This is a genomic window from Hominimerdicola intestinalis (assembly GCF_054655215.1).
The window spans coordinates 126,537-151,705 of the sequence record NZ_BAAHNZ010000001.1 but is presented as its reverse complement, the minus strand read 5'-3'; the positions used below and the strand labels follow the sequence as shown (position 1 = coordinate 151,705).

The window sequence follows — 25,169 nt, the reverse complement described above, 5'->3', positions numbered from 1 at the left end:
TTCTTTTCAATTCATTTTACTTTCCTTACTTACAGAAAAAAGCCGTCCCTAAAGGCGGCTTTTTTCATGTTTGATCCCGTCTTAATTATTCAAGCTGACTGCGCATTGATGCCAGCAGCTTTTTTTCACGCCTTGAAACCTGTACCTGAGTCATGCCCAGAATCCTGGCCGTATCGGTCTGAGTTCTGTTTTTAAAATATCTTAGAAAAATAAGCTGCCTGTCCTTAGGCTCAAGGCGGCTCATTACCTGCCTGAGAGAAAGCGAATCGGTTATCGTCATATCAGGCGGAGGAGTCGGTATATCGATCTGACCGTGCTCTGAATCATCGCCGGATTCGGTAAGGCTTATTGGCGGTAAAGCGACGTTAAGAGCTTCTACAACGGCATCGCAGGATTCGCCGGACAGTTCGCAAAGCTCGTCTACCGTCGGTTCCCTGCCCTCGCCGGCAATGAATTTTTCCCGGCAGCGCGAGATCCTCATTGAAAGCTCCTTGATACTTCGGCTAACCTTTATTGTTCCTCCGTCACGAAAAAGTCTTTTTATTTCGCCGAGGATCACAGGAACCGCGTAGGTCGAAAATTTGACTCCACGTTCAGGATCAAAAGCCTTTGAAGCTTTTATAAGACCTATGCAGCCTGCTCCGTAAAGGTCATCGTATTCAATTCCCTTTCCGCGGAAACGGTTTGCACATAGGTGAACAAGCCCCAGGTTTTCTTCTGCGAGCCTGCCGGATTCTTCGGTTTTGGTTATCATCGGAATGCCTTTCGGGTTTTCAGTGTTTTTTCCATGACAACGGTAGTTCCTTTTCCCTTCTGACTGCGTACCTTTATTTTGTCCATAAAGCTTTCCATTACCGCAAAGCCCAGACCGGCCCGCTCTTCCTCAGGGGCGGTAGTAAACAGCGGCTCCATAGCTTTTTCTACATCGTCAATACCGCAGCCCTTGTCACGTATTTTTATGTAAACCCTGCCCTTGTCGAGTATCCGAACCTGTATAAATACCTCTCCTACAGTATCACGGTAAGCGTGTACGATACAGTTTGTTACCCCCTCCGAAACGGCGGTCTTTATTTCAGACAGCTCGTCTATCTGCGGGTCAAGTTGCGTAAGAAAGCCCGATACCGCTATTCTTGAAAAACGCTCGTTTTCCGAGTAGCTCGGAAAGCTCAGTTTCATTTCGTTTACTGCTGTTTGCTTCACTTTTAACATTCCTCTCGATATTTATTTATTTTCAGCTGAAAGCTGCTTGTCCTCTGTGTCTGCACGGGACTTGGATAACTCCGGATTGCCCGGATCCTCCTCAGGAGAAGAGCAGGAAATAATTCTGCTAAGCCTGTGTAGTCCTGCAAGCTGCATTACCTTTCGTATATACGGCGGCGGATTTGCAGTCAGAACCTCTCCGCCAAGCTCGGTCATTATCTTGTAGCGGCCCATGACAAGTCCTATTCCCGAACTGTCCATAAAGGTTACGTTCCTGAAATCAATAATAAGGGTTTTAGGGCTATATTCCTTTATTGAACCATCTATCTCGCCGCGTATGTATTTTGCAGTGTGATGATCTATATCGCCGTATATAACAGCGGTAAGCTTTCTTTCCTCTCTTTCGGGATAAATTTTAACGTCCATATCGGTCATTCCTTTCGCAGTTTTGTTTTCTGAATAAAATAATAACAGCTTCCGTCAGAGAATTTTGTCGGAAGCTGTTGGACGGTTTTGTGCCGTCAGCGTATTTTTATATAGCCTATGTAAAAACAGGCAATGTAAAAAAATTGAACATAATCAAATTTGCGTCACATCAAGCAGCGCACTTTGTATCGAATTATGAAGAAATGTTTCATTTATTTGCTATTAAGAATATATTCGCACGGAAATTATCGCTGCAATTAATAAACATTTTATTAATTGCGTGCAATTGTTCTGAAAACGTGCCTGAGTTTAGAATGATTTAATTCTTTGTAAAACAATATGCACAAAAAACAAGAGAAGTTATTAGACATAATAAACAAATGTAAAAGTTGCACAAAAAAACATCACTCTTAAACGTTTAAGTAAACTTGACAAACTACCGTAAAATTGATATAATTAAGATTAGCTAAATGAGCCCTTTTTGACATATCTGATAAAAAAACAGCTTCAAAACTGTGCAATATTGTTAGTCTTTTGAACAATTTCACTAGATATTGTGGTGAAATTTGTGCAAACCACTATATGTTTATATTGCACAAAGATTTGTGCGTTTTTTAGGCAAAATGCAAAAAATACGGTAATATTTTTATGGTCAAATTGCATGAAAATATTTCTTTTTTCAGAAAGGTTTGCGCTTATGGATGTTATTCTTTCGACAGAGGGTCTCTGCCGCGATTTTAAAATCGGCGACGGAAGTATTGTTTCGGCGCTGAAGAACATAAATATTGAAATAGAAAAAGGCAGGCTGACGATTCTCAGAGGACGTTCCGGAAGCGGAAAGACTACCCTTATAAATATTCTCGGCGCGCTGGATAAACCCACAAAGGGAAAGGTAATGTTCGGCGGCAAGGATATTACAAGGCTTTCTGAAAAAAAGAGGGACGAGATAAGACGCTATGAAATGTCGTTTGTATTTCAGTCGGTGGCGCTTATGTCGGGCATGACCGCATATGAGAATGTCGAATTCGGTCTCAGGCTGGCGAAATACCCCTATGATCAGAGGGATAAACGGGTGCGAGAGGTACTGAAAAACGTAAATCTCGATAAGCGTATGTTTCACCGGCCGGGGGAAATGTCGGGAGGAGAACAGCAGAGAGTGGCGATCGCCAGAGCGATAGCGCATAATCCTGCTATAGTATTTGCTGACGAGCCTACAGCCGAGCTTGATACGGGAACTGCGCTTCACGTTGTAAAGCTTTTTAAGGAGCTTGTCGCTGATCATCAGATGACAATTATCATGACGACTCACGATCCGAGTATGATTGATATTGCCGACCGCGTTTATACGCTGGAGGACGGTGAGATTATTGAGTGACGCTATGACCTCTGACAATATAATAACAGCCGATAATGAAAAATACATGATCAGGTGTGAAAACCTGGTGAAAATTTACAAGACTGACGAAATCGAAGTCGTTGCGCTTCAGGGTCTGGATCTGGACGTTGAGCGCGGAGAACTGATGGCGATTGTCGGCAATTCCGGCAGCGGAAAATCAACACTTTTGAATATGCTGGGTGGTCTTGACAAACCCTCGGCGGGAAGTCTTTTCGTTGACGGTAAGAATCTGCTTAAATTCAGCGATAAGGACTATATGGAGTATAAGCGGAATACCGTCGGCTTTGTTTGGCAGAATAACGCGAGAAACCTTGTGCCGTATCTAACAGCGGCACAGAACGTCGAGCTTCCTATGCTGCTTAAAAGCCAGCGGCGCCGCAGGGAAAGAGCGCTTGAGCTGCTTGATAAGGTAGGTCTTTCGCACCGCAGGAATTCAAGGCTTGATCAGATGTCAGGAGGAGAGCAGCAGAGGGTTGCGATAGCCATTGCTCTTGCCAACAATCCAAGGCTTCTTTTGGCAGACGAACCGACAGGTTCGGTCGATACAAAGACTTCAAATGTTATCCTGGATATATTCAAGGAGCTTAATAAAACAGAACATATAACGGTAGTTATAGTTACGCATGATGTTAAGCTTGCCCGCCACATTGACAGAGTCGTGGCGATAAGAGACGGAAGAACCAGCTCGGAGATAGTAAGAAAGCGCTCTTATGTAGAGGAGCTTAATGAGCTTGGCGATATAGTTAGGGTCGAGGACGAGAGTCAGGACATTCACGAGGAGCTTGTAGTGCTTGACCGTTCGGGAAGGCTTCAGCTTCCTAAGGATTATATGGAGGCTCTTGAAATAAAGGGCGGAGATAAGGTAAAGGTCGAGCTTGACCGTGAGGATAAGAAGCTTTATCTTTTCAAGTCGGGATAGACCTTGGTACATTACTTATTTTTACGGCGGCGCAAGCTGCCTTGAGCCTAAGCGGGCTTTATACAGCTTTTTGGGGATACGCAGCTATACTATTTATAATATATAGGTTTATAGGACGGTTTCTTCAGGAAAGATATTTGCAAATAATTAGGAAAGGTGGATTCATAAGTGAAGAACACAATGTTTAGGCGTGTTATCTCATCTGCACTGGCAATGGCGCTTGCGGCTACAAGCTGCATGACCGTACTTGCAGACGCTGAACAGACTGACGGTTCGGCGGCAGGAGCTACAGACGACAGCACTCTAGGCAAACAGGAGATTTCTGCCGAGCTGGTTGACGCAAGCAACCGTGAAAACGCATACAGCAATTATGTTAAAAAGTACGCGGATGCGGCAAGACCCGATCAGGAAGTTATTATTAACGGAGCTGATTTCATCAATAAGAGCGACGACGCTGATATATCGGTCGCGTCTGTTGACGGCGAAGACAACGTAATGCAGTGGACAAATCAGGAGGGCAGCGTTACCTTTGAATTTGAGGTAAAGGAGTCCGGCGTTTACAATATCGAGGCTTATTATGAAGCGCTTGCCGGAGGAACTACTTCCGTTGAGTTCGCATTGCTTATAGACGACGTTTGTCCCTATACGACTGCGTCGAGGATCACGCTGTCAAAGAGATGGGTAAACGAAACAGAGATCCTTCAGGACGTTAAGGGAAACGATATACGTCCGGGACAGGTAGAGGAGGTCTGCTGGCAGACTTCTCCCCTAAAGGATATTGACGGTCTTTTCAACGATCCGCTGCAGTTCTACATTGAAGCCGGAAAGCATACGCTGACGCTTCAGTCAACAAAAGCTCAGTTTGCTCTTAAATATCTGAAGCTTTATCAGTATAAGGCGGCTGAGCCTTATACGGCTCCGAGCAGCGAGGAGATAAACGCTTCGAGCGCCGATATTATAAAGCTTGAGGGCGAAACCGCCGATTATAAATCTGACAGAACGCTGTTCCCTACCAATGACAGAAATTCATATCTTACGTCATCGGCCACGGGAAGCAGTCCGACAAAAACAAAATATAACACCATAGGTAAGGAAAGCTGGACTCAGGCTACTCAGGCGATAACCTGGAAGGTAAACGTAGCTAAGGACGGATATTACAGAATCGGTATCCGCGCAAGACAGGACTCGCAGAGAGGAATGTACTCCAACAGACGCCTTTACATAGACGGAGCAGTTCCCAACGCAGAGTCGGGTCAGATAAAGTTCTATTACAGCACTGACTGGCAGCTTACCGTTCCTTCGACAGCGGACGGTCAGGAGATGTATTACTATCTTACCGCCGGAGTTCACGAGCTTACGCTTGAGGCTATACCCGGAGAGATAGGCGAGATCATGGGCGAGCTGGACGAGATCGTTTATAACGTAAACAGCTATTACAGACAGATCCGTCAGATAACCGGTCCTGATCCCGACGAATACAACAACTATATGATAGATAATGCTATTCCCGGAATAGTTGACGATTTCAGGAGCTACTCAGAAATGCTCAGGGCTCAGATGAAGAAGATCGAAGAGCTTTCCGGTCAGGGCGGTACAGAAGCTGTAACGCTTGATAAGCTTGCTATCGTACTTGACAAGTGCGTTTCAAAGCCGGATAGGATTCCGCAGATGATGTCACAGATAAAGGATAATGTTACTTCTGTTTCATCGTGGATAAATCAGTACCGTGCTCAGCCTTTAGAGATAGATATGATCGAGATCGCGACTTCCGATAAGGAATTCACTTCCTGCGATACGTCGTTCTTCTCGGCACTATCCTTTGGCTTCAAGGCTTTTGTAGGTTCTTTCTTTGAGGATTACAATTCGCTCTCTGAGGATGACGGCGAGGACGCAATGACCTGTTGGATCACACTCGGACGTGATAATGCGCTTGTAGTTCAGAACCTTGTTAATAACGAATACAATCCTACCGCCAAGACAAAGGTAAACCTCAAGCTTGTACAGGGCGGTATCGTTGAGGCGACGTTTGCCGGAAAGGGACCGGATCTTGCGCTCTTCCTGGGAGGAGATTTCCCGATCCAGCTTGCGGCGAGAGGTGTGCTTGTTGACGTTTCCCAGTATTCGGATTTTGAAGAGGTAAAACAGAGATTTTCTCCGCAGGCAACTGTTCTTTACGAATATAACGGAGGAACCTACGGACTCCCCGTATCTCAGACATTCCCAATGCTGTTCTATCGTTCGGACGTTCTTTCCGAGTACGGGATCGATCCTGCAACAGATCTGAACACCTGGGACGGAATGATAGAAGCGCTTCCTACGCTTCAGAGAAACTATATGGAGATCGGCCTTATTCTCCCTGTTCTGACAAGTACGGGAGGAACGACTTATGTTTCTCCTATTATAGAAGCGGGAAACACCTTTGCAATGATGCTGCTCCAGCAGGGAGTAAGCTTCTACAACGATACTCAGACAAAAACCAACTTTGATACACAGGAAGCAGTCAACGCATTCGACGCGTGGACCAAGTTCTATACGACTTACAGCTTCCAGCAGACATATGATGCGTTTACACGTTTCAGACAGGGCGATATGCCGGTAGTTATTCAGAACTATACCTTCTATAACCAGCTTTCTGTAGCCGCTCCCGAAATTAAGGGCTGCTGGGGCTTCCAGCCGGTTCCCGGAACGGTTCAGGAGGACGGAACGATCAATCATGCCGCTAATTCTCAGGGTTCGGGCGCTGTTATCTTTACTCGTCTTGACCAGGAAAAGAGAGATGAGGCTTGGGAATTTATCAAGTGGTTTACATCTAAGGAAACACAGGTTTCCTACGGTAACGATATAGAAGCGGTTCTCGGAACAATGGGTAGATTCGATACTGCCAACGTAGAAGCGATGGATGAGCTTTCATGGACATCAGCCGAGGTAGCTCAGCTCAAGAACCAGCTGCTTGCTCAGGTCGAGATCCCTGTAATTCCGGCGTCCTACGGCGTAACACGAAACGTTATGAATGCCTTCCGTGAGGTAGTAAACGACTATGAAAACGCCCGTGATACCTTGTTCTGGTACAACAAGGATATTAACGACGAGATAACACGTAAGCGTGAAGACCTCGGTCTTTCCGTGCAGTAGAAAGGGGAGAGTGATTAATGTCTAAAAATATAAATCCTGATACTCCTATAAATAAGCAGGGAAAATGGACTTACACATGGCATATGATGAAAGTCAACAAGGGCTGCTACGGTCTGCTTGCGCCTTTTATGATCCTGTTTCTGATTTTCACTGTTATTCCCGTTGTAATGTCGCTTCCTATGGGCTTTACTAACTTCAACATGATTCAGACTCCTAAGTTTATAGGACTTTCAAACTTCTATACCCTGTTTCTCAACGACGACGTATTTCTTATTGCGGTGAGGAACACGCTTATCTTTGCGATCTTTACAGGACCGTTCTCGTATATTCTCAGCTTTTTTATTGCATGGCTGATAAACGAAATGCATCCTTTCCTAAAAACGCTTTTCACATTTGTTTTCTATGCGCCTTCAATGACGACGTCGGTTTATGTGACCTGGCAGCTTATCCTTTCGGGAGACTCCTACGGTTACCTTAACGCCGTTATGATGGATATAGGCTTATTCAATTCGCCTAAGCAGTTCCTGACCGATACAAATTACATTCTTCCTGTAGTTATTATCGTTCAGCTCTGGATATCAATGGGCGCAGGCTTCCTTGCTATCCGTGCGGGCTTCCAGAATATCGACAAGTCGATGTACGAGGCGGGAGCTATCGAGGGTATCAAGAACAGATGGCAGGAGCTTTTTACAATTACTATCCCGTCAATGGGACCTCAGCTTCTCTTTGCTGCGGTAATGCAGATCTCGTCATCGTTTACGGTAGGTATGGTAGGACAGAACCTTGTTGGTCTGCCGTCAACCGATTACGCCGCGCATACGATAATGAACCACGCTACCGACTACGGTTCCATACGTTACGAAATGGGTTACGCTTCGGCAATATGTTTTGTTCTGTTTGCGGCGATGCTGCTGGCAAATAAGGGCGTAAACTGGCTGCTGGGCAAATACCTTGATTAAGGAGGTGAGTTTACGAAATGGCAAGAAGAAAGAAAAAGCAAGTAACGATCGACAAGCTGAAGGTAAAGGATAAAAAGAAGAGAATAAACGGTTCTCTGGGCGGAGATATTGCGATCTTAGTGTTTCTTATACTGCTTGGCTTGTTTATGATCTTCCCGATTTATTATTCTGTAGTACAGTCTATGAAGCCTGTAGAAGAGCTGTTCGTATTCCCACCTAAGCTTTACGTTCTGAATCCGACGACCAGAAACTTTTCGGATATGTTTAAGGTCGCGGCAAGTATGTGGGTACCGCTTTCAAGATATATCTTCAACAGCGTTTTCATTACAATAGTTATCTGCGTATGCAATCTGTTTGTATGCTGCTGCGCCGGATTCGTGCTTTCAAAGTGCAGATTCCCCGGTTCAAAGCTGATCAACCAGCTTATTGTTGTAGCGCTTTTGTTCCAGTCCAACGCAACATGGATCATGCAGTTCCTGGTAATGTCTAAGCTTCACATGATCGATACATACTGGGCTTTGATACTGCCGTATATTTCGACTGCTATGGGTCTGTTCCTTATGAGACAGAGTATGTCAACGATCCATGATTCAATGATAGAGGCTGCAAAGGTTGACGGAGCGGGTCTGTTCAGAATATGCTGGCAGATAGTAGTTCCGAACTCAAAGCCTGCAATAATGACTCTTATAATTTTTGCATTTCAGGGCGCATGGAACATTCAGGGCGGTTCGCTTATCTATTCTGAAGAGCTTAAAACGCTGCCTACGATTGTTCAGCAGATCACCATGGCAGGACTTGCAAGACAGGGCGTAACCTTTGCGTCCGCCGTACTGCTTCTTATTCCGCCGCTGGTTGTATTCCTTATTGCCCAGAGCAACGTTATGGAAACTATGGCGCATTCGGGTATTAAGGATTAATCGGTTCAACAATAAAATACGGAAAGGAAACAGGTGATAAGTAGTGTCGAGAATGAAAAATTCTTTGAAAAGAGTACTCACGCTGTCGATGGCAGCGGCCGCCGCACTGGCTATGACGACCACCGCTTTCGCAGATGAGCCATATAATTCCTATAACTACGATACATGGGAGGATCCGATACCCTCACAGAGCGGTTATAGAGTAGAAAGAACGGTTACGGGGGCAGAGATGGGTCTTTCAAGGCTCAGCGACCCTGAGGATCCGCTTTTCGTAAGCGAAAACGCTTCCCCTACTTTAAGCGACGCCAAGGATATGTATATGGATGACGAGCGCAGTGAGTTCTGGGTAGCGGATTCTAAAAACAACAGGATACTCAGACTTAACAAGGATCTTGAGGTGATCGGTCGTTATTACGGTGTTAAGGGCAGCAGCGAGATAAACGTGGACGAAACCACAGGGCTTTCAAATTTCATGAACCCGTACGGAGTTTATGTTATGACAAGTCCGATTACAGGCGACTTAACAATGTATGTTGCCGATTATGACAATTCGAGAGTAGTTAAAGCAAAAATTGTTTCAGAAACTGAGTGTGAGCTTATTCAGGAGTATACCAAGCCGGAAGAAGCTTTGTATTCGTCCAAGACCTTTAACCCTACTAAGATCCTGGTCGATAACGCAGAGAATGTATATGCGGTTGTTAAATCGGTAAACACGGGTTCAGTTCAGTTTGCAAGGGATGGAAGCTTCACAGGCTTCTACGGCGCAAACCGTGTTGAAGTAACAGCTGCTGTTATAGCCCAGAAGCTCTGGAGAACTATAGCTTCAAATGATCAGATCGCCGGAATGGCAAGAAACGTACCTGTAGAGTACGCAAACTTCGATATTGACGCAGACGGCTTTATCTATACGGTTACAGAGGTATCGACCTCTACCGATGCGGTTAAAAAGCTTAATCCTGCGGGCTATAATATCTGGGACAATGATGTCGGCAATAAGTATAACTTCGGAGATATAGCCGAAGCTCAGTGGGACGCAACAACAAACTCAAAGCATTCTACAAGACTGACAGATATAGTTATCGGAAACAACGGACTTATCAATGTTCTTGACTATGAAACCGGACGTGTGTTCCAGTATGACCGGAACTGTAATCTTGTGTGCATATTCGGAACAAAGAACTCGACCTCAGATCAGAGGGGAAGCTTCGGCAATCCGAATGCTGTAGAGGCTCTCGGAAACAACGTCTATGTTCTGGACGGAGCAAAGAACGACATAACCGTATTTACCGAAACAATGTTCGGAAAATATGTTCACGCTGCGTTTGAGAATTATGACGAGGGCCGTTACTCAGAGGCAAAAGCCGACTGGGAAGAGGTAATAAAGAGAGACGGAAATTATACGATGGCTTATATAGGCCTGGGAAAAGCCGCTCTTAACGACGGAGAATATTCAAAGGCTCTCAAGTATTTTAAAACAGCGTATGATCAGGACGACTATGACAAGGCATTCAAGTATACGAGGGAAGATTTCCTCAGAGATCATTTTACAGCAATGATCGTAATTATTCTTGCGTTTATAGTTTGGGTGATCATTTTGAAGGTCATTCATAAAAAGGGTATTTATTTGATCAAGAAAAAGTCTAAGGAGGGAAAATAGAATGTATGAATTTTCAACATTAGGCTGGCTGAAGCACGTTATTTTCCATCCTGTAGAGGGATTTGAGGATCTTCGCTGGAAAAAGCAAGGTTCTCTGAAGGTGGCATTTATTATAGTTCTGCTGCTGTTTGTAGTTATGGTAGCAAGCAGGCAGCTTACGGGCTTCCAGTTCAACAACGCATACGTTAAAGTTTTTAACGTAGTTCCTCTTATCGTTCAGTCTATTGTATACTTCTTTACATGGGTCATAGGAAACTGGATGCTGTGTACTCTGTTTGACGGAGAGGGAACGCTTAAAAAGATCTGCATTTATTCCGCATATGCATTAGTTCCTTATATAGTATGCGGCTTTATATCGACAGCTCTTTCAAACGTTTTGGTTCAGGAAGAATCTATATGGCTTACCGCTATTTATTATCTCGGACTGGGATGGTCTCTCGTACTTATGATACAGGCGATGAGAGCCGTTCACCAGTATTCATTCGGAAAAACGTTATTGTCAATGGTCTTTACCCTGGTGGCAATGCTGCTGATATTGTTCCTTGCAATTCTTCTGCTTTCATTGTTCCAGCAGGTATATGTATTCGGATATTCGGTTTATACCGAAATTGCATACAGAATCAGAGGCTAAATAAGAAACGGTGGTGTAAATTAAATGCATAACAAAAATTATAAAAAAGCTATTGTGTTTGCGTTAGTTCTTACAATGCTGATGCCTCTGGGTTCTATGGCTGCGTCCTCAACCTCGGACGAAGCCGATAGCCAAGCCGTAGCGGCAGGCGAAGATCAGGGCGCTGAAGCGTCAGCGTCTTCCGACGGAGAAGCTGATGAAGAGGACAGCAAAAACGATAAGGACGAATTGCCCGATCCGATCACTGACGAGGATGCAGTTAAATCTTCTAAGGAGATCGCTTCAAACAATAATTTTATAATGTACGCCGACGAGGAAAATGAAAGAATTGGTCTTTATGTAAAATCCTCAGGAAAGTACTGGTGGACATCGCCTATAAATGTAATGTCCGACGAAACTATTATTGATGAAACAAAGGGCACAATGATGAAGTCCGCTCAGAGAAAAGCAATAGCGTCAAGCGTTGCTATCAAGGTCGGCGATCTGAGACAGGAAAAAAGAACAGAATCTCCTGCTCCTGTATACTCTACAAGAGCGACAAAGAGCTGGAGGACCGAAGCAAACGGCGTAGCGGTAACCTATAAGTACGGCTCAGACGGAGTAAAGCTTACGGTTCATTATGAGCTTTGCGATGACAATCTTTATGTATACGCTGATACAGACGAGATCGAAGAGGCAAATACAAGCTCTCTTGACGGAAAGGTTCTTACAAAGCTTCAGCTTTGTCCCTATTTCGGAGCAATTTCAGCATTTGACGAGAACGGCAATGCGACCGAGGGTTATATGATCGTTCCTGACGGAAGCGGCGCAGTTATAAAGTACAATAACGGCAAGGTCAATTATTCGGATTATTCCCAGCAGATATACGGCAGGGATTATACGGCGGTCCCGCTTACCGCTCCGAGAGTTACCGAGCAGGCGTATATGCCGGTTATCGCTACGGTTTCCGGAAACAGCGGAATGGTTGCGATAGCTACCGACGGCGACGCTAATGTATATGCGAAGGCACAGGTAAGCGGACAGAATAAGCAGGCATACAATAACTGCTACTTTGAATTTGAGACAAGAAGTCAGGACGCTTTCTTTATGAGCGGCGACAATTCAAATAAGATAACCGTCTTTGAAAAGGGCGGAATAAAGACAGAGCGCTTCGGAATAAGATATTATCCGATAGATAAGGACGACGGCGTTAACTATGCCGACTGTGCTGAGGTCTACAGAAACTATCTTATCAGCAGTAAGGGTCTTACAAAGAAGACCGAAGCGGATTCAAACGATCTTTATCTCGATTTCTTCGGAGGAGTAATGAAGCAGACCTCGATAGTAGGTATTCCTTTTATGCTGAAAACCGAGATAACAGGTTTCAGTCAGGCTCAGGAGATCGTTGATAAGTTCAAGGATAACGGCGTTTCCGATATGGTCGTAAATTACAACGACTGGACAAACGCTTCGATCAAGAACAAGATATCTACAAAAGTTAAGCCTTCCGGCACTCTCGGAGGATCGGGGGATTTCAACAGCTTTATTTCAGCCGAGAACGTAGATGTTTTCCCGTCTATGAATAATATTCAGATGGATTCGGGCAGCTGGGGATATATGGCGTTTACAAATACAGCTATAAGAGTTTCAAACGCTTATTCAAGACAAAGCTCCTACAGTCCGGCGTTCGGAGTTCCCGTAAAGGGAGTTGCTCCCGCTTTGCTTGCTCCGAATTCCTACGTTAAGGTTTTTGAGCAGATGATCGAAAGCTACAAGGATAAGGATCTTGACAAAATAGGTTTCGGAGAGTATTCGACTAAGCTGGTAAGTGACTTCTCAAGCAAGAATTCTTCCAGCAGAAACGATACCCTGAACACGGTAGTAAACGGCTATAAGAGCGCTTCTGAATCAGTAGGTTCGATACTCTGCGACGGAGCAAACGCTTACGTTCTGCCTTACGCTTCGCAGATAACCAACGTTCCCGTTTACTCAAGCGGCTTCAACCTTACCGACTATGATATTCCGTTCTATCAGATGGTTATTCACGGTTATGTTCCTTATTCGACCAAGCCGATAAACGCCAGCTCAAACACAGGTGAAACCTTTATGCTGGCTCTGGCCTCCGGTTCGGGAATGCATTACGATATGGTCTATGAGGACGCAGCCGAGCTTAAGGATACAGATTACGACGAGCTTTATTACTCCAATTATGAAGGCTGGCTCGATATGGCGGCTAAGCAGTCGAATCTCGCAAGTCAGATACTTTCGGGAGTAAGCGATATGACCATTTCAAACTATGAAATAAGCGGTGACGGAAACGTAATAACTACGACCTACAGCAAGGACGGTTCAAACGTTGTTGTTGAGGTCAATATGTCGGCAGGAACCGCTTCCGTCGACGGTCAGGTTTACGACCTCGGAAACGCTATAGAAGGAGGTATAGAAGGCTAATGAGTAATTTGGAAAACAACTTGCCGAATGACGAGCTGGAAAACAGCGCCGAAGTTCAGGAAACTCAGGAAGCCGATGAAGCTCAGGCTGTGATCAGTGAAGCTGAGGAAGTGCCGGAAGCCGAGGCGGCTGAAGAAGATCCGGCAGAGCAGCTTGCTGCAGAAGCCGCTCCTCCTGTAAAGCGTAAGGGTTCAAGGATTCCGTACGAAAGAAGAAAAGGTCTTTACGGCTACGGCTTTATAGCGATATGGATCTTAGGTACGATCTACTTTTTCATTCTTCCGCTTGTAGAGTCTTTGATCTATTCGTTCAATGAAACCAAGGTAAGCTCCGGCGGAATGGAAATGAAATTCATAGGTTTTCAGAACTATGTGAACGCTTTCCGTAAGGATCAGGATTATTCCAAGGCGCTTATTGAAACGCTGCAGAATACGGCTCTGAAAACTCCGCTGATCTTGATATTCTCGATATTTATCGCAGTGATCCTTAATCAGAAGTTCAGAGGAAGGACATTTGCAAGAGCGGTATTTTTCCTGCCGGTTATAATCGCTACAGGTCCTGTAATCGACATTATTAACGGTAATATGAGCACAGGCGGATACGCCGGCGGCTCGGAGCAGTTCAGCAGTATGTTTGAGGCGGATCTGGTAGATCAGCTTCTCAACTTCCTGGGAGTGTATAATATAAGTGATACGCTGACGGAAACGATAAACTCGCTGACGTCGGATATATTCAATCTGGTATGGAATTCGGGTATTCAGATACTTCTGTTCCTATCGGCTCTTCAGGGAATACCGTTCTCTGCTAAGGAGGCAGCTCAGATGGAGGGCGCTACCGCATGGGAATATTTCTGGAAGATTACGATTCCTTATATCAGCCCGATGATTCTTGCCAGCCTGGTATACACGATCGTTGACTCATTCGTTGACCCGTCAAACGAGGTTATGACTATCGTACTTAACAAGTCAAGCAGCTGGGAGCACGGCTATTCGGCGGCTATGGCGTGGGCATACTTCCTTATTGTAGGAGTAGTGCTTGCAATCGTTGTTGCGATCATCAATAAGTTCGTTTATTATGAAGTAGAATAAAGGGGGGATTACAGTGGCAACTAAAAAAGAAGAAAAAGAGTTCGAGAAGGAACGAAAGGCTGCGGTAAAAGCCCGTCATAAGCGAATGAAGGAGGATGGACTTGATAAGTACTTTACTCCCGAGCAGATCCGCTATAACCGTAACAAAAGAATAATAGGAATGGTTTGGCCGTTCTTCAGATTCCTGATTTTGTTCGGTTTGTGCTTTGTAATCCTTTATCCTTTGATATTCATGCTTTCAACGGCGTTCAGACCTGCGGAGCAGATGAACGACCCGTCGGTAGTATGGCTGCCTAAAAGCCTGACATTGAGCAATATAGAACAGGTTTGGGGCGTAATGAATTTTGATACTACGGTGCTCAATACGATCTTCCTGAACCTTGTAGCCTCGGTGCTTCAGGTAGTTACCTGTTCGATTACAGGCTACGGCTTCGCAAGATTTAAGTTCAAGGGAAAGGGACTGCTGTTTGCTATAGTAGTTCTTATGATCATCGTTCCTCCGCAGATAACGACGATTCCGCTGTATCTGCAGTATGCGTATTTTGACCTTTTTGGTCTTATCCCGCTCTTAAACGGCGGCGAGTCTATTTCGCTTATCAACAGCGGACTTACGATGTATCTTCCCGCTTTGTTTGCAAACGGACTCAGAGCAGGACTGTTTATCTTCATCTTCCGTCAGTTCTTCAGAGGACTGCCTAAGGAGCTTGAGGACGCCGCTTACCTTGACGGCTGCGGACCTCTCAAGACATATCTGAAGGTAATGGTTCCTAACGCAAAAACTTCATTCCTGACAGTTTTCCTGTTCTCGGTAGTATGGTACTGGAACGACTTCTATGTTTCGTCCTCGTTCTTTACAAAGAACGATACAGTTGCGCTTATGCTGAAGAACCTTGATTCAAATCTCCAGCAGCAGCTGTTCGACGGTCAGTCTGTTTCGGTAAGACAAATAATCGTATGGCTTGAAGCCGGCTGTGTGCTTTCAATAACTCCCCTGCTGGTTATGTACATATTCCTCCAGAGGTACTTTATCGAAGGTATCGAGCGTTCAGGTATTACAGGTATTTAACAGCAATTTAAAGCAGAGCGCTTATAAACGGGCGCTCTGCTTTTTTATTTTTACTTAGTTATAATATTTATCGGCAGTTCATAAAAAATATTGCCGGAAAACGTTTTCTGACCTTGCATAATTTCTTGGATATGTTATAATTATTTTAAATGCAAGGATTCCGTATCAGTGCGGAGCCTGCTTATTATTTTATATATAAGGAGTACAGTGCAATGCCGATAAGCTACAATGAAACCGCGCGGATCTTCAAGCTTCGCGCAAAGGATACCGATTATATTATAAAGGCTGCCCCGGGCGAATATCTCGCTCACGTTTATTTCGGAAGAAAAGTGCCCGACGAGGATCTGACCTATCTTCTCAGACTTGACGAAAACCCGTTTACGCCGGAGACTAATAACCGGGATAAAGCTTGCTATATGGATACGCTTCCCTTTGAGTATCCCTGCTTCGGCCTCGGCGACTACCGTGAGCCTGCATTTAAGATATTGGATAATGGAGGAATGTCGACTTGTGATCTAAGATATAAGTCGCATAAGATTTATAAGGGAAAGCCTGCTTTAAAAGGTCTGCCGGCAACTTTTGCGACAGAGGAAAGCGGCTGCGAAACTCTTGAGATCGTTATGGAGGACAAGCCGGCAGGTCTTGAAGCAACGCTTATTTATACGGCATTCGATAAGCTGGATGTTATTACCCGCTCGGTAAAGGTCAGAAATACTGGAGCTGAGCCTTGTGCTATTACAAGAGTTTATTCTGCCTGCGTTGATTTTGATACTCACGAATTTGATATGATAACCCTTAACGGCTCGTGGGCAAGGGAACGAGCTGTAGAAAGATGCAGGCTTCACCACGGAAAGCAGTCTATAGATTCAATGCGCGGCGAATCCTCTCATCAGAACAACCCGTTTGTTGCTCTCTGCGAGCACAAGGCGGACGAAGACTGCGGAGAGGTTTACGGCTTTAACTTTGTTTATTCGGGCAACTTTATAGCACAGGCGGAGGTTACACAGCATAAGAAAACACGCTTCCTAATGGGCATAAACGATATGGATTTTTCGTGGCTGCTTGAAGCTGGTGAGGAGTTTATTGCTCCTGAGGTCGTTATGGTCCATTCGGATAGCGGTCTTGGCAAAATGTCGAGAACCTTCCACGACCTATATAGAAATAATCTTATAAGAGGCGAGTATAAGGACAAACGCCGCCCGATACTTATCAACAACTGGGAGGCTACATATTTCAACTTCAATACTGAAAAGCTTATTGATATTGCAAAGGAAGCATCAAAGCTTGGCATTGAAATGCTTGTAATGGACGACGGCTGGTTCGGTCACAGAGATTCGGATAACTCATCGCTCGGCGATTGGTTCGTATATGAAAAGAAAATCGACGGTGGTCTGAAATATCTTGTGGACGAGGTCAATAAGCTGGGTATGAAGTTCGGTATCTGGTTCGAGCCTGAAATGATCTCTCCCGACTCGGAGCTTTATAAAACTCACCCTGAATGGGCGATCCAGGTCAAGGGCAGAGAGCTTACCCTCTGCCGTGAGCAGTACGTTCTCGACTATTCAAGACAGGACGTAAGAGATCATGTTTTCGGCATGATGAAAAATATACTCGATTCGGCAAATATCGAATATATAAAGTGGGATATGAACAGACAGCTAACTGAGGTAGGTTCAAATACTCTTTCCGCAAACCGCCAGCGTGAGCTTTGGCACAGATATGTTCTTGGTGTTTATGAGCTTATGGACAGGGTAACAAGCGCTTATCCGCACATTCTGCTTGAAAACTGCTCGGGGGGCGGAGCAAGATTCGATCCGGGTATGCTCTATTATTCGCCGCAGATCTGGTGCTCGGACGATACCGACGCCATAGAAAGACTGAAAATTCAGTACGGTACATCAATGTGTTATCCTTGCTCTGCAATGGGCGCTCACGTTTCCGACTGCCCTAACCATACTGTAGGAAGAAGCACCCCGTTTACAACAAGAGGACATGTCGCAATGGTGGGAACTTTCGGCTATGAGCTTGACGTTACAAAGATTCCTCAGCAGGACAGGGACGCTATTCCGAGACAGATCGAAGAATTTAATAAGTACAACAAGCTCGTAAGAACGGGAGATCAGTACAGAATAGGCAATATGTTCGAGGATAACACCTGGGATTCATGGATGTTTGTTGCAAAGGATAAAAGCGAGGCGCTGTTTGAGTTTATTCAGGTTCTCGGCAGACCTAACGAGCGTTCGAGAAGAATCAAGCTGAAGGGACTTGACCCGAATAAATATTACTTTGAGGAAAGCAAGCCGGAAATCAAGCTTTCGGGAGCGGCTTTGATGAACTGCGGAATCAATATCGGCGGAATATGGGGAGATTATCAATCAAGGATTCTTCATTTTATGGAGGCATAAAATACCTTTACTCATAATCATTGGAATAGGATTAACTTATGCGTCTTTAATGACGACCTCTCTTATGGCAGTGGCAGAGGTAGTACGTCTTAAAAGAGCAGGCTTGATTTCAAGTAAACAAGCATTAAAGCTTGCGGTTTTTCAGTTTATATTCATTCTGGATATTGCAGGAGCAATAATGATCTACAATACTGAAAAGAGAACATTGGAAGGTACAAGGAATACCTGAGCTATGATCTTTACTGAATAATAAGCAGGCAGCAAAAGGCTGGTCAAGCCTCTTGTTGCTGTGATAAAATGTAAACGAATACAGGCGCGTGACAGCTTTTGAAAACATTAGTAAATATTTTCAGACGGATATAGTGAAAGTTAATTAAAAACAAGGAGGGTTTTAACCAGTGAATTTCAGGAAATTTACAGCCATAGGCTTAGCCTGCGCTCTTGCAGCTGCAGCTTTTACGGGCTGCGGCAAAAAGGACGGCAAATCGTCAGAGCCGGACGGGAAAATTGAACAGACGGATTATTATAACGCTCAGCATGAGGAAACGGGCTGGGAATGGGGCAATGTTGAAATTGTCGGCGGAGGTTTTGTTCCAAACGTAATTTATAATCCGACTGAGGAGGGTCTTGCTTACGCCAGAACCGATATAGGCGGAGCGTATAAGCTTAATAAGGATACAAACCGATGGGAATGTATTACAGATTTTATCGGCGGTGACGATTGGAACCTTATGGGTATTGAAAGTATTGCTACTGATCCTGTAGAGCCTAACAGGCTGTATCTGGCGGCAGGTACATATACTACAGGAAGCGGAGCTGTACTTGTATCAGACGATTACGGCGAAAACTTTATGAAGGTCGATCTTCCTTTCGGAAACGGAGGAAACGAGGTAGGACGCGGTGCGGGCGAACGTTTGCAGGTAGACCCCAACGATAACAGCATTATTTATTTCGGAACAAGAAATGCCGGACTTTACAGATCGGTCGATTACGGCAGAACATGGAATAAGGTCGAAAGCTTCCCTACCGACGGCGGTTATACTGAAAGCGGATATTCGGTAGGTCTTACATTTGTAGCTTTTGATAAAGCTTCCTCAGAAAGCGGAAATGCTACGAAAACTATTTTTGTTGGAGCGGCAAAAAATTCAGGCAATTATGTTTACCGTTCTGACGACGCAGGAGAAACCTGGAACGAGATCGAAAACCCAATGTCGGAAAAGGCGCAGAACAATAGCCGTCTTAAGCCTGTTCAGGGGGAGGTTTCCTCAGACGGGTATCTGTATACAACTTGGTCATATAAGGTAGGCCCGAATGAAGCGACTCAGGGAGCGGTACAGAAATACGATATAAAAGAGGGTAAATGGGAGGAAATAACACCCGACCTTATTTATACCTGCGGTTATTCCGGATTATCCGTAAATCCAGGCGATCCTCAGAATATAGTTGTTACAACGCTGTGTCTGTGGGGAGTAGTAGATAATGTTTTCGTAACCTACGACGGCGGAAAGACCTGGGATTCATTCTGGGATCCCGATACTGAGGAAGCAAACTATAAAATAGATATTTCAGCTTCAGAATGGCTCGATTGGCAGGGACAGCTCAAGCTTGGCTGGTGGATGACTGGAGTTGCAATAAATCCGTTCGATCCTGATGAGATCATGTACGGGACCGGAGCAACTATTTTCGGAACTGATAACCTGACGAAAATATCAAGCGAGCCTGTAAATCTATCTGTTAGGGCAATGGGAATCGAAGAAACGGCTATATTTGATTTTGTATCGCCTAATTATCTGGACGAGGATACCCCGGAGCTTTACTCTATTATGGGGGATATTTACGGTTTCAGGCATGACGACGTTTCAAAAGCGCCTAAGGAGCATTACGGCGACTTTAAATCGACCTCTCTTGATTGTGCGGGACAGGATTATCATTACGTTGTAAGAGCTACGGACGAGGACAGCGGAACGGTTTATTATTCTTCCGACGCCGCTCAGACCTGGCAGGAGGTCGAGAGCCTTCCCGACGAATCTCTGGAAAAGTCCGGAGGACAGGTCAAGCTTTCGGCAGACGGTAAGACTATATTCTGGCAGCCGGGTATGGCGGGGGTACGTCCGTTTGTATCGGACGATTTCGGAAAGACCTGGACAGAATGCGAGGACGTACCGGCTGGCTCGATTATTGAAACCGATAAGGTAAATCCTAAAAAGTTCTATGCGGCATACGACGGATTTTTCTATATGAGCGAGGACGGAGGAAAAAGCTTTGAACAGATAGCGAATTTCCTGGTTTCAAATATTACCTATGAGGCGTGTCCCGATACGGAGGGCGATCTCTGGATAGCGGTAGGCTCGGGAGGAGTTTATTATCTCGATACATCAACAGGAGAGCTCGCTTCTGTTTCAAAGGATATTCAGGCTTGTGACGCTCTCGGTCTTGGAAAAGCCGAAAAGGACGGAGATTATATGACTCTGTATATGATAGGCGAGGCAAATAACGAGGGCCACGGCGTTTATATGTCGCAGGACAAGGGCGTTACCTGGACAAGGATCAACGACGATACCGAAAAATGGGGCAACGTAAATCCCAATATTTCAGGAGATCCCAAGACCTTCGGAAGATGCTATATCTCTACTAACGGACGAGGAATTATAATGGGTAATAAAAAATAGTAGGATCTGCTGACTGTCAATATTGTAAACAAAAGGCCCGGATAGAATATACCCGGGTCTTTTTGTGCAATATATACAAAAATTACAATGAATATTCTCTAAAGTTCTACACACTTAATTTTATCAAAAGCTTGCAAAGCGTGGTTTTATAGTGTATAATAATACTTGCGTGACTGCACAAGGTGTCTTTATGCTAAGTGCAAGACACCTAGATATGCGATGAAGTGAAAGGTTGCCGGCGGTCTGCCGGGTAATTTTCATGGAGTATGTCCGATTTTAAACCGGGCGACTGTAATACCGAAACACAGTATGTGCTTATGCTTCTTGCGAGGGGCGGGTTTCCGCTTTTGGCATAGGTGCGGTAAGCTGCGGTGTTTTCCGTTTTTCTTAGTCCGAATACCTAAAGGGTGATTCGGAATTTTTTATCGGGTAAAAGGGAAACACACGGCAGAGTGTAATTTGAAAAATCGGCGTTTGCAAAGCCGAATTCATACACAAGGTATTGCGGAAGGGCATATGCCCTGCCCCCACATTTAGATATTGCAACGAGGAGGCGATTTTAAGTGGCAGTCAATGAAAAGATCAGAATCAAGATCAAGGGTTATGAGCATGCGGTAGTAGACGCAGCTGCAACAAAGATTGTAGAGGCTGTAAAGCGTTCGGGAGCACAGGTTTCAGGACCTATCCCCCTTCCTACCGACAAGGAGATCGTAACGATACTCAGAGCTGTTCATAAGTACAAGGACAGCAGAGAGCAGTTTGAGATGAGAACTCATAAGAGACTTATCGACGTTATCCGTCCTACAAAGGAAACTACTCAGGCTCTCGAAGGTCTTGAACTTCCTGCAGGCGTAAACATTGTAATGGAAATCAAGTAATTTCCAAAAAGAGATTACGGGTAATCTCTCATCAGTGTAATGCAGGTCATGTTGGGCATAAAATTACTTGGCTCAACCAATAACCAAATAGGAGGAAATAAAAATGCAGAAGGGTATCATCGGAAAGAAAATCGGCATGACGCAGATTTTCGATGAGGCAGGAAAAGTTATTCCTGTAACTGTTGTTGAAGCAGGTCCCTGCGTTGTCGTTCAGAAGAAAACCGTTGAAAACGACGGATATGAGGCTGTACAGCTTGGCTTCGGCGACATAAGGGCAAAGAGGGTAAACAAGCCTCTTGCGGGACACTTCAAAAAGGCTGACGTAGCTATGAAGAGAACTCTTAAGGAGTTCAGATTTGAGGACATCTCAAGTCTTAACGTCGGCGATATTGTAAAGGCTGATGCTTTTGCCGAGGGCGACATCGTTGATGTCAGCGGAACCAGCAAGGGTAAAGGCTTCGCAGGAACAATCAAACGTCACAACAATTCAAGGCTCAAGGAAACTCACGGTACCGGCCCTGTTCACAGACACGCAGGCTCTATGGGCGCTTGTTCATCTCCTTCGAGAATTTACAAGGGCAAGGGAATGCCGGGTCATATGGGCGCTGAAAAGGTAACCGTTCAGAATCTTGAAATTGTAAAGATCGACGCAGAAAATAATCTTATCGCAATCAAGGGAGCAATTCCGGGACCTAAGAACGGAACTGTTACTATTGTTGACTGCGTTAAGAAGGCTTAGTGGAAGGAGGATATTATTATGTCAAAGATTTCAGTATTTGATATGACAGGCAAAAAAGTAGCCGACACTGAGCTTAACGACGCCGTTTTCGGTATCGAGCCGAATAAGAGCGTTATGCACGCAATGGTTGTAAATTATCTGGCTAACCAGAGACACGGAACCCAGTCAACTCTTACAAGAACGGAAGTAAGGGGCGGCGGAAGAAAGCCGTGGAGACAGAAGGGTACCGGTCATGCAAGACAGGGCTCCATCAGAGCTCCCCAGTGGGTTCACGGAGGAATTGCTCTCGGACCTAAGCCAAGAGATTACAGCTATTCTCTTAATAAAAAGGAGAGAAGGCTCGGCATGAAGTCAGCGCTTTCTTCTAAGGTCATCGACGAGAACCTTGTAGTTGTAGACGCTATCAAGGCTGACGAGTTCAAGACCAAGACGATCGTTGAAATGCTCAAGGCTCTTAACGTTGAGGGCAAGGCTCTTATCGTTACAGCTGAGACTGACGCTAAGATCGTAAAGAGCGCAGGAAACATTCCGGGAGTTAAAACAGCTACCGTAAATACGCTTAATGTTTACGATATTCTGAACTATGATAAATTTATCGTTGCTTCGGACGCTGTAACAAAGATTGAGGAGGTTTATGCGTAATGACTAAGACTGCTCAAGATATTGTAATCAGACCGATTATCACTGAAGACTCTATGGAAAGGCTTCAGAGCAAGAAATATACCTTCGAGGTTGCCAAGGACGCTAATAAAGTCGAGATCGCAAAGGCGGTCGAAGAGCTTTTCGGCGTTAAAGTCGCTAAGGTAAATACCATAAGCGTAAAGGGCAAGGAGAAGAGAATGGGAAGAAACACAGGTTTCAGACCCGACTGGAAAAAGGCTATAGTTACTCTTGAAGGCGATAAGACTATCGAATTCTTCGACGGAATGTATTAATCCGCAGGAGGATAAGCCTTCTGAAAGAGGGCGCAAGTAAAGCTTGCGCTGCTCCCCTTCCGACGTTATCCGAGGAGGAACGGGGAAAGGTTCTGCGAGGCGGCGAGGGCCGCTTGGCTAAAATAGGCCTCATTCACCGCAGAATGTAGGTATGGAGGGGTTCTTGGAACAGATATGCTGTTCTTTGGCTTCTTCGCAAAACTCAGATTAAGGAGTGAATTTCAAATGGCAATAAAGAGCTATAAGCCTACGACTCCGGGTAGACGCGGTATGACAGTTACCGATTACTCAGAGCTTTCAAAGGCTGCTCCCTGCAAGTCGCTGCTCGAGCCCTTGGACAAGAAGTCCGGCAGAAACAGCTACGGCAGAATTACCGTTCGTCACAGAGGCGGCGGAGTAAGAAGAAAGTACCGTGTAATTGATTTTAAGAGGAACAAGCTCGATATGAACGCAACTGTTCTTACTATCGAGTACGATCCTAACAGATCGGCATTTATCGCTCTCGTTCAGTACGAGGACGGCGAGAAGAGATATATCATCGCTCCTAACGGACTTTCCGTCGGCGATGTTATCAGATCGGGAGCCGGCGCTGATATCAAGCCCGGAAATGCGCTTGCACTGGCAAACATTCCTGTAGGTACTTTTATTCATAACCTCGAGCTTTATCCCGGAAAGGGCGCACAGCTTGTACGTTCAGCCGGAAATATGGCTCAGCTTATGGGCAAGGAGGACGCTTACGCTCTCGTAAGACTTCCTTCGGGCGAAATGAGAAAAATTCCGATCAATTGTATGGCTACAATAGGACAGGTCGGAAATATCGACCATGAAAACGTAAATATCGGTAAGGCCGGAAGAAAGCGTCACATGGGCTGGAGACCTACCGTAAGAGGTTCGGTAATGAACCCCTGCGACCACCCGCACGGAGGCGGTGAAGGTAAATCTCCTGTCGGACGTCCTAGTCCTGTTACTCCTTGGGGCAAGCCAACAATGGGTTACAAGACACGCGCTAAGCATCATCGCTCCGATAAGTTTATCGTAAAACGCAGAAACGGTAAGTAATGCTGAAAGGAGGCAGATGAATAATGGGCAGAAGTGTCAAAAAGGGACCTTACGTTGAAGAATCCCTTATGAAGAAAGTAATTGCAATGAACGAAGCAGGCGAGAAGAAGGTCATCAAGACCTGGAGCAGAGCCTCAACAATTTTTCCTGATTTCGTTGGTCATACATTCGCTGTTCATGACGGCCGCAAGCACGCTCCTGTTTATGTAACCGAGGATATGGTTGGTCATAAGCTCGGAGAGTTTGCACCGACAAGAACTTTTAAAGGTCACGCAGGTTCCAAGACCTCTAATAATGGTAAGAGATAGCGGAAAGGAGGAGTTCAGATGGAAGCAAAGGCAATTCTGAGAAATGCTCGTATTGCTCCTCGTAAGGTTCAGATAGTTCTCGACCTTATAAGAGGAAAAGATTATGAAGTTGCTATGGCAACAGTTAAGCACACACCAAAGGCTGCCAGTGAATATTTGGAGAAGCTTCTGAAGTCCGCCGCTGCAAACGCAGAGAACAATCACAACATGGATAAGAACAATCTTTATGTTGCCGAGTGTTACGTTTGCCCGGGACCGATTATGAAGAGAATTATGCCAAGAGCTCAGGGCAGAGCCTATAGAATTCTGAAGAGAACATCGCACGTTACGGTTGTTCTCAAGGAAAAGGAATAAG

The 25,169-nt window shown here is 45.1% G+C and carries 23 protein-coding genes; 20 read left to right on the top strand and 3 right to left on the bottom strand.

Features of this window, described 5'->3' with window-relative positions:
• Positions 1-85: 85 nt before the first annotated feature.
• The 3 genes from ACYQ0H_RS00740 to ACYQ0H_RS00730 are packed head-to-tail and all read right to left on the bottom strand — an operon-like array spanning position 86 to position 1,626.
• Positions 86-754 (bottom strand): sigma-70 family RNA polymerase sigma factor, encoded by a 669-nt coding sequence (locus tag ACYQ0H_RS00740; RefSeq protein WP_459810914.1) that lies wholly within the window; start codon positions 752-754, stop codon positions 86-88.
• Positions 751-1,176 carry an anti-sigma F factor gene (gene spoIIAB, locus ACYQ0H_RS00735; protein WP_459811221.1) on the bottom strand — a complete coding sequence of 142 codons (426 nt, stop codon included), beginning with the start codon at positions 1,174-1,176 and terminating at the stop codon, positions 751-753. Before spoIIAB ends, ACYQ0H_RS00740 begins: the two co-directional genes overlap by 4 nt.
• Before the next feature lie 45 nt (positions 1,177-1,221).
• Positions 1,222-1,626, bottom strand: a complete 405-nt coding sequence (locus tag ACYQ0H_RS00730) for an STAS domain-containing protein (protein ID WP_459810913.1) — start codon at positions 1,624-1,626, stop codon at positions 1,222-1,224.
• Between the two features lie 697 nt (positions 1,627-2,323).
• Here ACYQ0H_RS00730 and ACYQ0H_RS00725 point away from each other — a divergent pair.
• The 20 genes from ACYQ0H_RS00725 to rplV all read left to right on the top strand — a co-directional run bounded on the left by ACYQ0H_RS00725 (position 2,324) and on the right by rplV (position 25,168).
• The gene (locus ACYQ0H_RS00725; RefSeq protein ID WP_459810912.1) at positions 2,324-3,001 is read left to right on the top strand and encodes an ABC transporter ATP-binding protein; all 678 of its coding nucleotides are present in this window, start codon (positions 2,324-2,326) and stop codon (positions 2,999-3,001) included.
• Between the two features lie 4 nt (positions 3,002-3,005).
• Positions 3,006-3,941 carry an ATP-binding cassette domain-containing protein gene (locus ACYQ0H_RS00720; protein ID WP_459811220.1) on the top strand — a complete coding sequence of 312 codons (936 nt, stop codon included), beginning with the start codon at positions 3,006-3,008 and terminating at the stop codon, positions 3,939-3,941.
• A 168-nt stretch (positions 3,942-4,109) separates the two neighbouring features.
• Positions 4,110-7,073 carry an extracellular solute-binding protein gene (locus ACYQ0H_RS00715; protein ID WP_459810911.1) on the top strand — a complete coding sequence of 988 codons (2,964 nt, stop codon included), beginning with the start codon at positions 4,110-4,112 and terminating at the stop codon, positions 7,071-7,073.
• 17 nt (positions 7,074-7,090) lie between these two features.
• Complete coding sequence (locus ACYQ0H_RS00710; protein ID WP_459810910.1) at positions 7,091-8,032, top strand: carbohydrate ABC transporter permease; 942 nt, start codon at positions 7,091-7,093, stop codon at positions 8,030-8,032.
• A 17-nt stretch (positions 8,033-8,049) separates the two neighbouring features.
• Complete coding sequence (locus tag ACYQ0H_RS00705; RefSeq protein WP_459810909.1) at positions 8,050-8,949, top strand: carbohydrate ABC transporter permease; 900 nt, start codon at positions 8,050-8,052, stop codon at positions 8,947-8,949.
• Positions 8,950-9,013: 64 nt separating this feature from the next.
• Positions 9,014-10,606, top strand: a complete 1,593-nt coding sequence (locus ACYQ0H_RS00700) for a hypothetical protein (protein WP_459810908.1) — start codon at positions 9,014-9,016, stop codon at positions 10,604-10,606.
• 1 nt (position 10,607) lies between these two features.
• Positions 10,608-11,237, top strand: a complete 630-nt coding sequence (locus tag ACYQ0H_RS00695; RefSeq protein WP_459810907.1) for a Yip1 family protein — start codon at positions 10,608-10,610, stop codon at positions 11,235-11,237.
• 24 nt (positions 11,238-11,261) lie between these two features.
• Positions 11,262-13,667 (top strand): DUF5696 domain-containing protein, encoded by a 2,406-nt coding sequence (locus ACYQ0H_RS00690; protein WP_459810906.1) that lies wholly within the window; start codon positions 11,262-11,264, stop codon positions 13,665-13,667.
• Complete coding sequence (locus ACYQ0H_RS00685; protein WP_459810905.1) at positions 13,667-14,755, top strand: carbohydrate ABC transporter permease; 1,089 nt, start codon at positions 13,667-13,669, stop codon at positions 14,753-14,755. Before ACYQ0H_RS00690 ends, ACYQ0H_RS00685 begins: the two co-directional genes overlap by 1 nt.
• Positions 14,756-14,768: 13 nt before the next feature.
• Positions 14,769-15,821 carry a carbohydrate ABC transporter permease gene (locus tag ACYQ0H_RS00680; protein WP_459810904.1) on the top strand — a complete coding sequence of 351 codons (1,053 nt, stop codon included), beginning with the start codon at positions 14,769-14,771 and terminating at the stop codon, positions 15,819-15,821.
• Between the two features lie 212 nt (positions 15,822-16,033).
• Entirely contained in the window at positions 16,034-18,226 is a 2,193-nt protein-coding gene (locus ACYQ0H_RS00675) for an alpha-galactosidase (RefSeq protein ID WP_459810903.1), read from the top strand.
• A gap of 49 nt (positions 18,227-18,275) precedes the next feature.
• Entirely contained in the window at positions 18,276-18,455 is a 180-nt protein-coding gene (locus tag ACYQ0H_RS00670; RefSeq protein ID WP_465249827.1) for a DUF6652 family protein, read from the top strand.
• A 169-nt stretch (positions 18,456-18,624) separates the two neighbouring features.
• Complete coding sequence (locus ACYQ0H_RS00665) at positions 18,625-20,895, top strand: WD40/YVTN/BNR-like repeat-containing protein (RefSeq protein ID WP_459810901.1); 2,271 nt, start codon at positions 18,625-18,627, stop codon at positions 20,893-20,895.
• A 563-nt stretch (positions 20,896-21,458) separates the two neighbouring features.
• The gene (gene rpsJ, locus ACYQ0H_RS00660; protein WP_459810900.1) at positions 21,459-21,773 is read left to right on the top strand and encodes a 30S ribosomal protein S10; all 315 of its coding nucleotides are present in this window, start codon (positions 21,459-21,461) and stop codon (positions 21,771-21,773) included.
• Positions 21,774-21,876: 103 nt separating this feature from the next.
• Positions 21,877-22,512 carry a 50S ribosomal protein L3 gene (rplC, locus tag ACYQ0H_RS00655; protein ID WP_459810899.1) on the top strand — a complete coding sequence of 212 codons (636 nt, stop codon included), beginning with the start codon at positions 21,877-21,879 and terminating at the stop codon, positions 22,510-22,512.
• Positions 22,513-22,530: 18 nt separating this feature from the next.
• Positions 22,531-23,154 (top strand): 50S ribosomal protein L4, encoded by a 624-nt coding sequence (rplD, locus tag ACYQ0H_RS00650; protein WP_459810898.1) that lies wholly within the window; start codon positions 22,531-22,533, stop codon positions 23,152-23,154.
• A complete protein-coding gene (gene rplW / locus ACYQ0H_RS00645) occupies positions 23,154-23,447 on the top strand; it encodes a 50S ribosomal protein L23 (protein WP_459810897.1) in 294 nt (97 codons plus the stop codon). The genes rplD and rplW overlap by 1 nt, the downstream gene beginning before the upstream one ends.
• A 225-nt stretch (positions 23,448-23,672) precedes the next feature.
• Positions 23,673-24,506 (top strand): 50S ribosomal protein L2, encoded by an 834-nt coding sequence (rplB, locus tag ACYQ0H_RS00640; protein WP_459810896.1) that lies wholly within the window; start codon positions 23,673-23,675, stop codon positions 24,504-24,506.
• A gap of 23 nt (positions 24,507-24,529) precedes the next feature.
• Positions 24,530-24,814, top strand: a complete 285-nt coding sequence (gene rpsS, locus ACYQ0H_RS00635) for a 30S ribosomal protein S19 (RefSeq protein WP_459810895.1) — start codon at positions 24,530-24,532, stop codon at positions 24,812-24,814.
• An 18-nt stretch (positions 24,815-24,832) separates the two neighbouring features.
• A complete protein-coding gene (gene rplV, locus ACYQ0H_RS00630; RefSeq protein WP_459810894.1) occupies positions 24,833-25,168 on the top strand; it encodes a 50S ribosomal protein L22 in 336 nt (111 codons plus the stop codon).
• The last annotated feature ends 1 nt before the right edge of the window (position 25,169 follow it).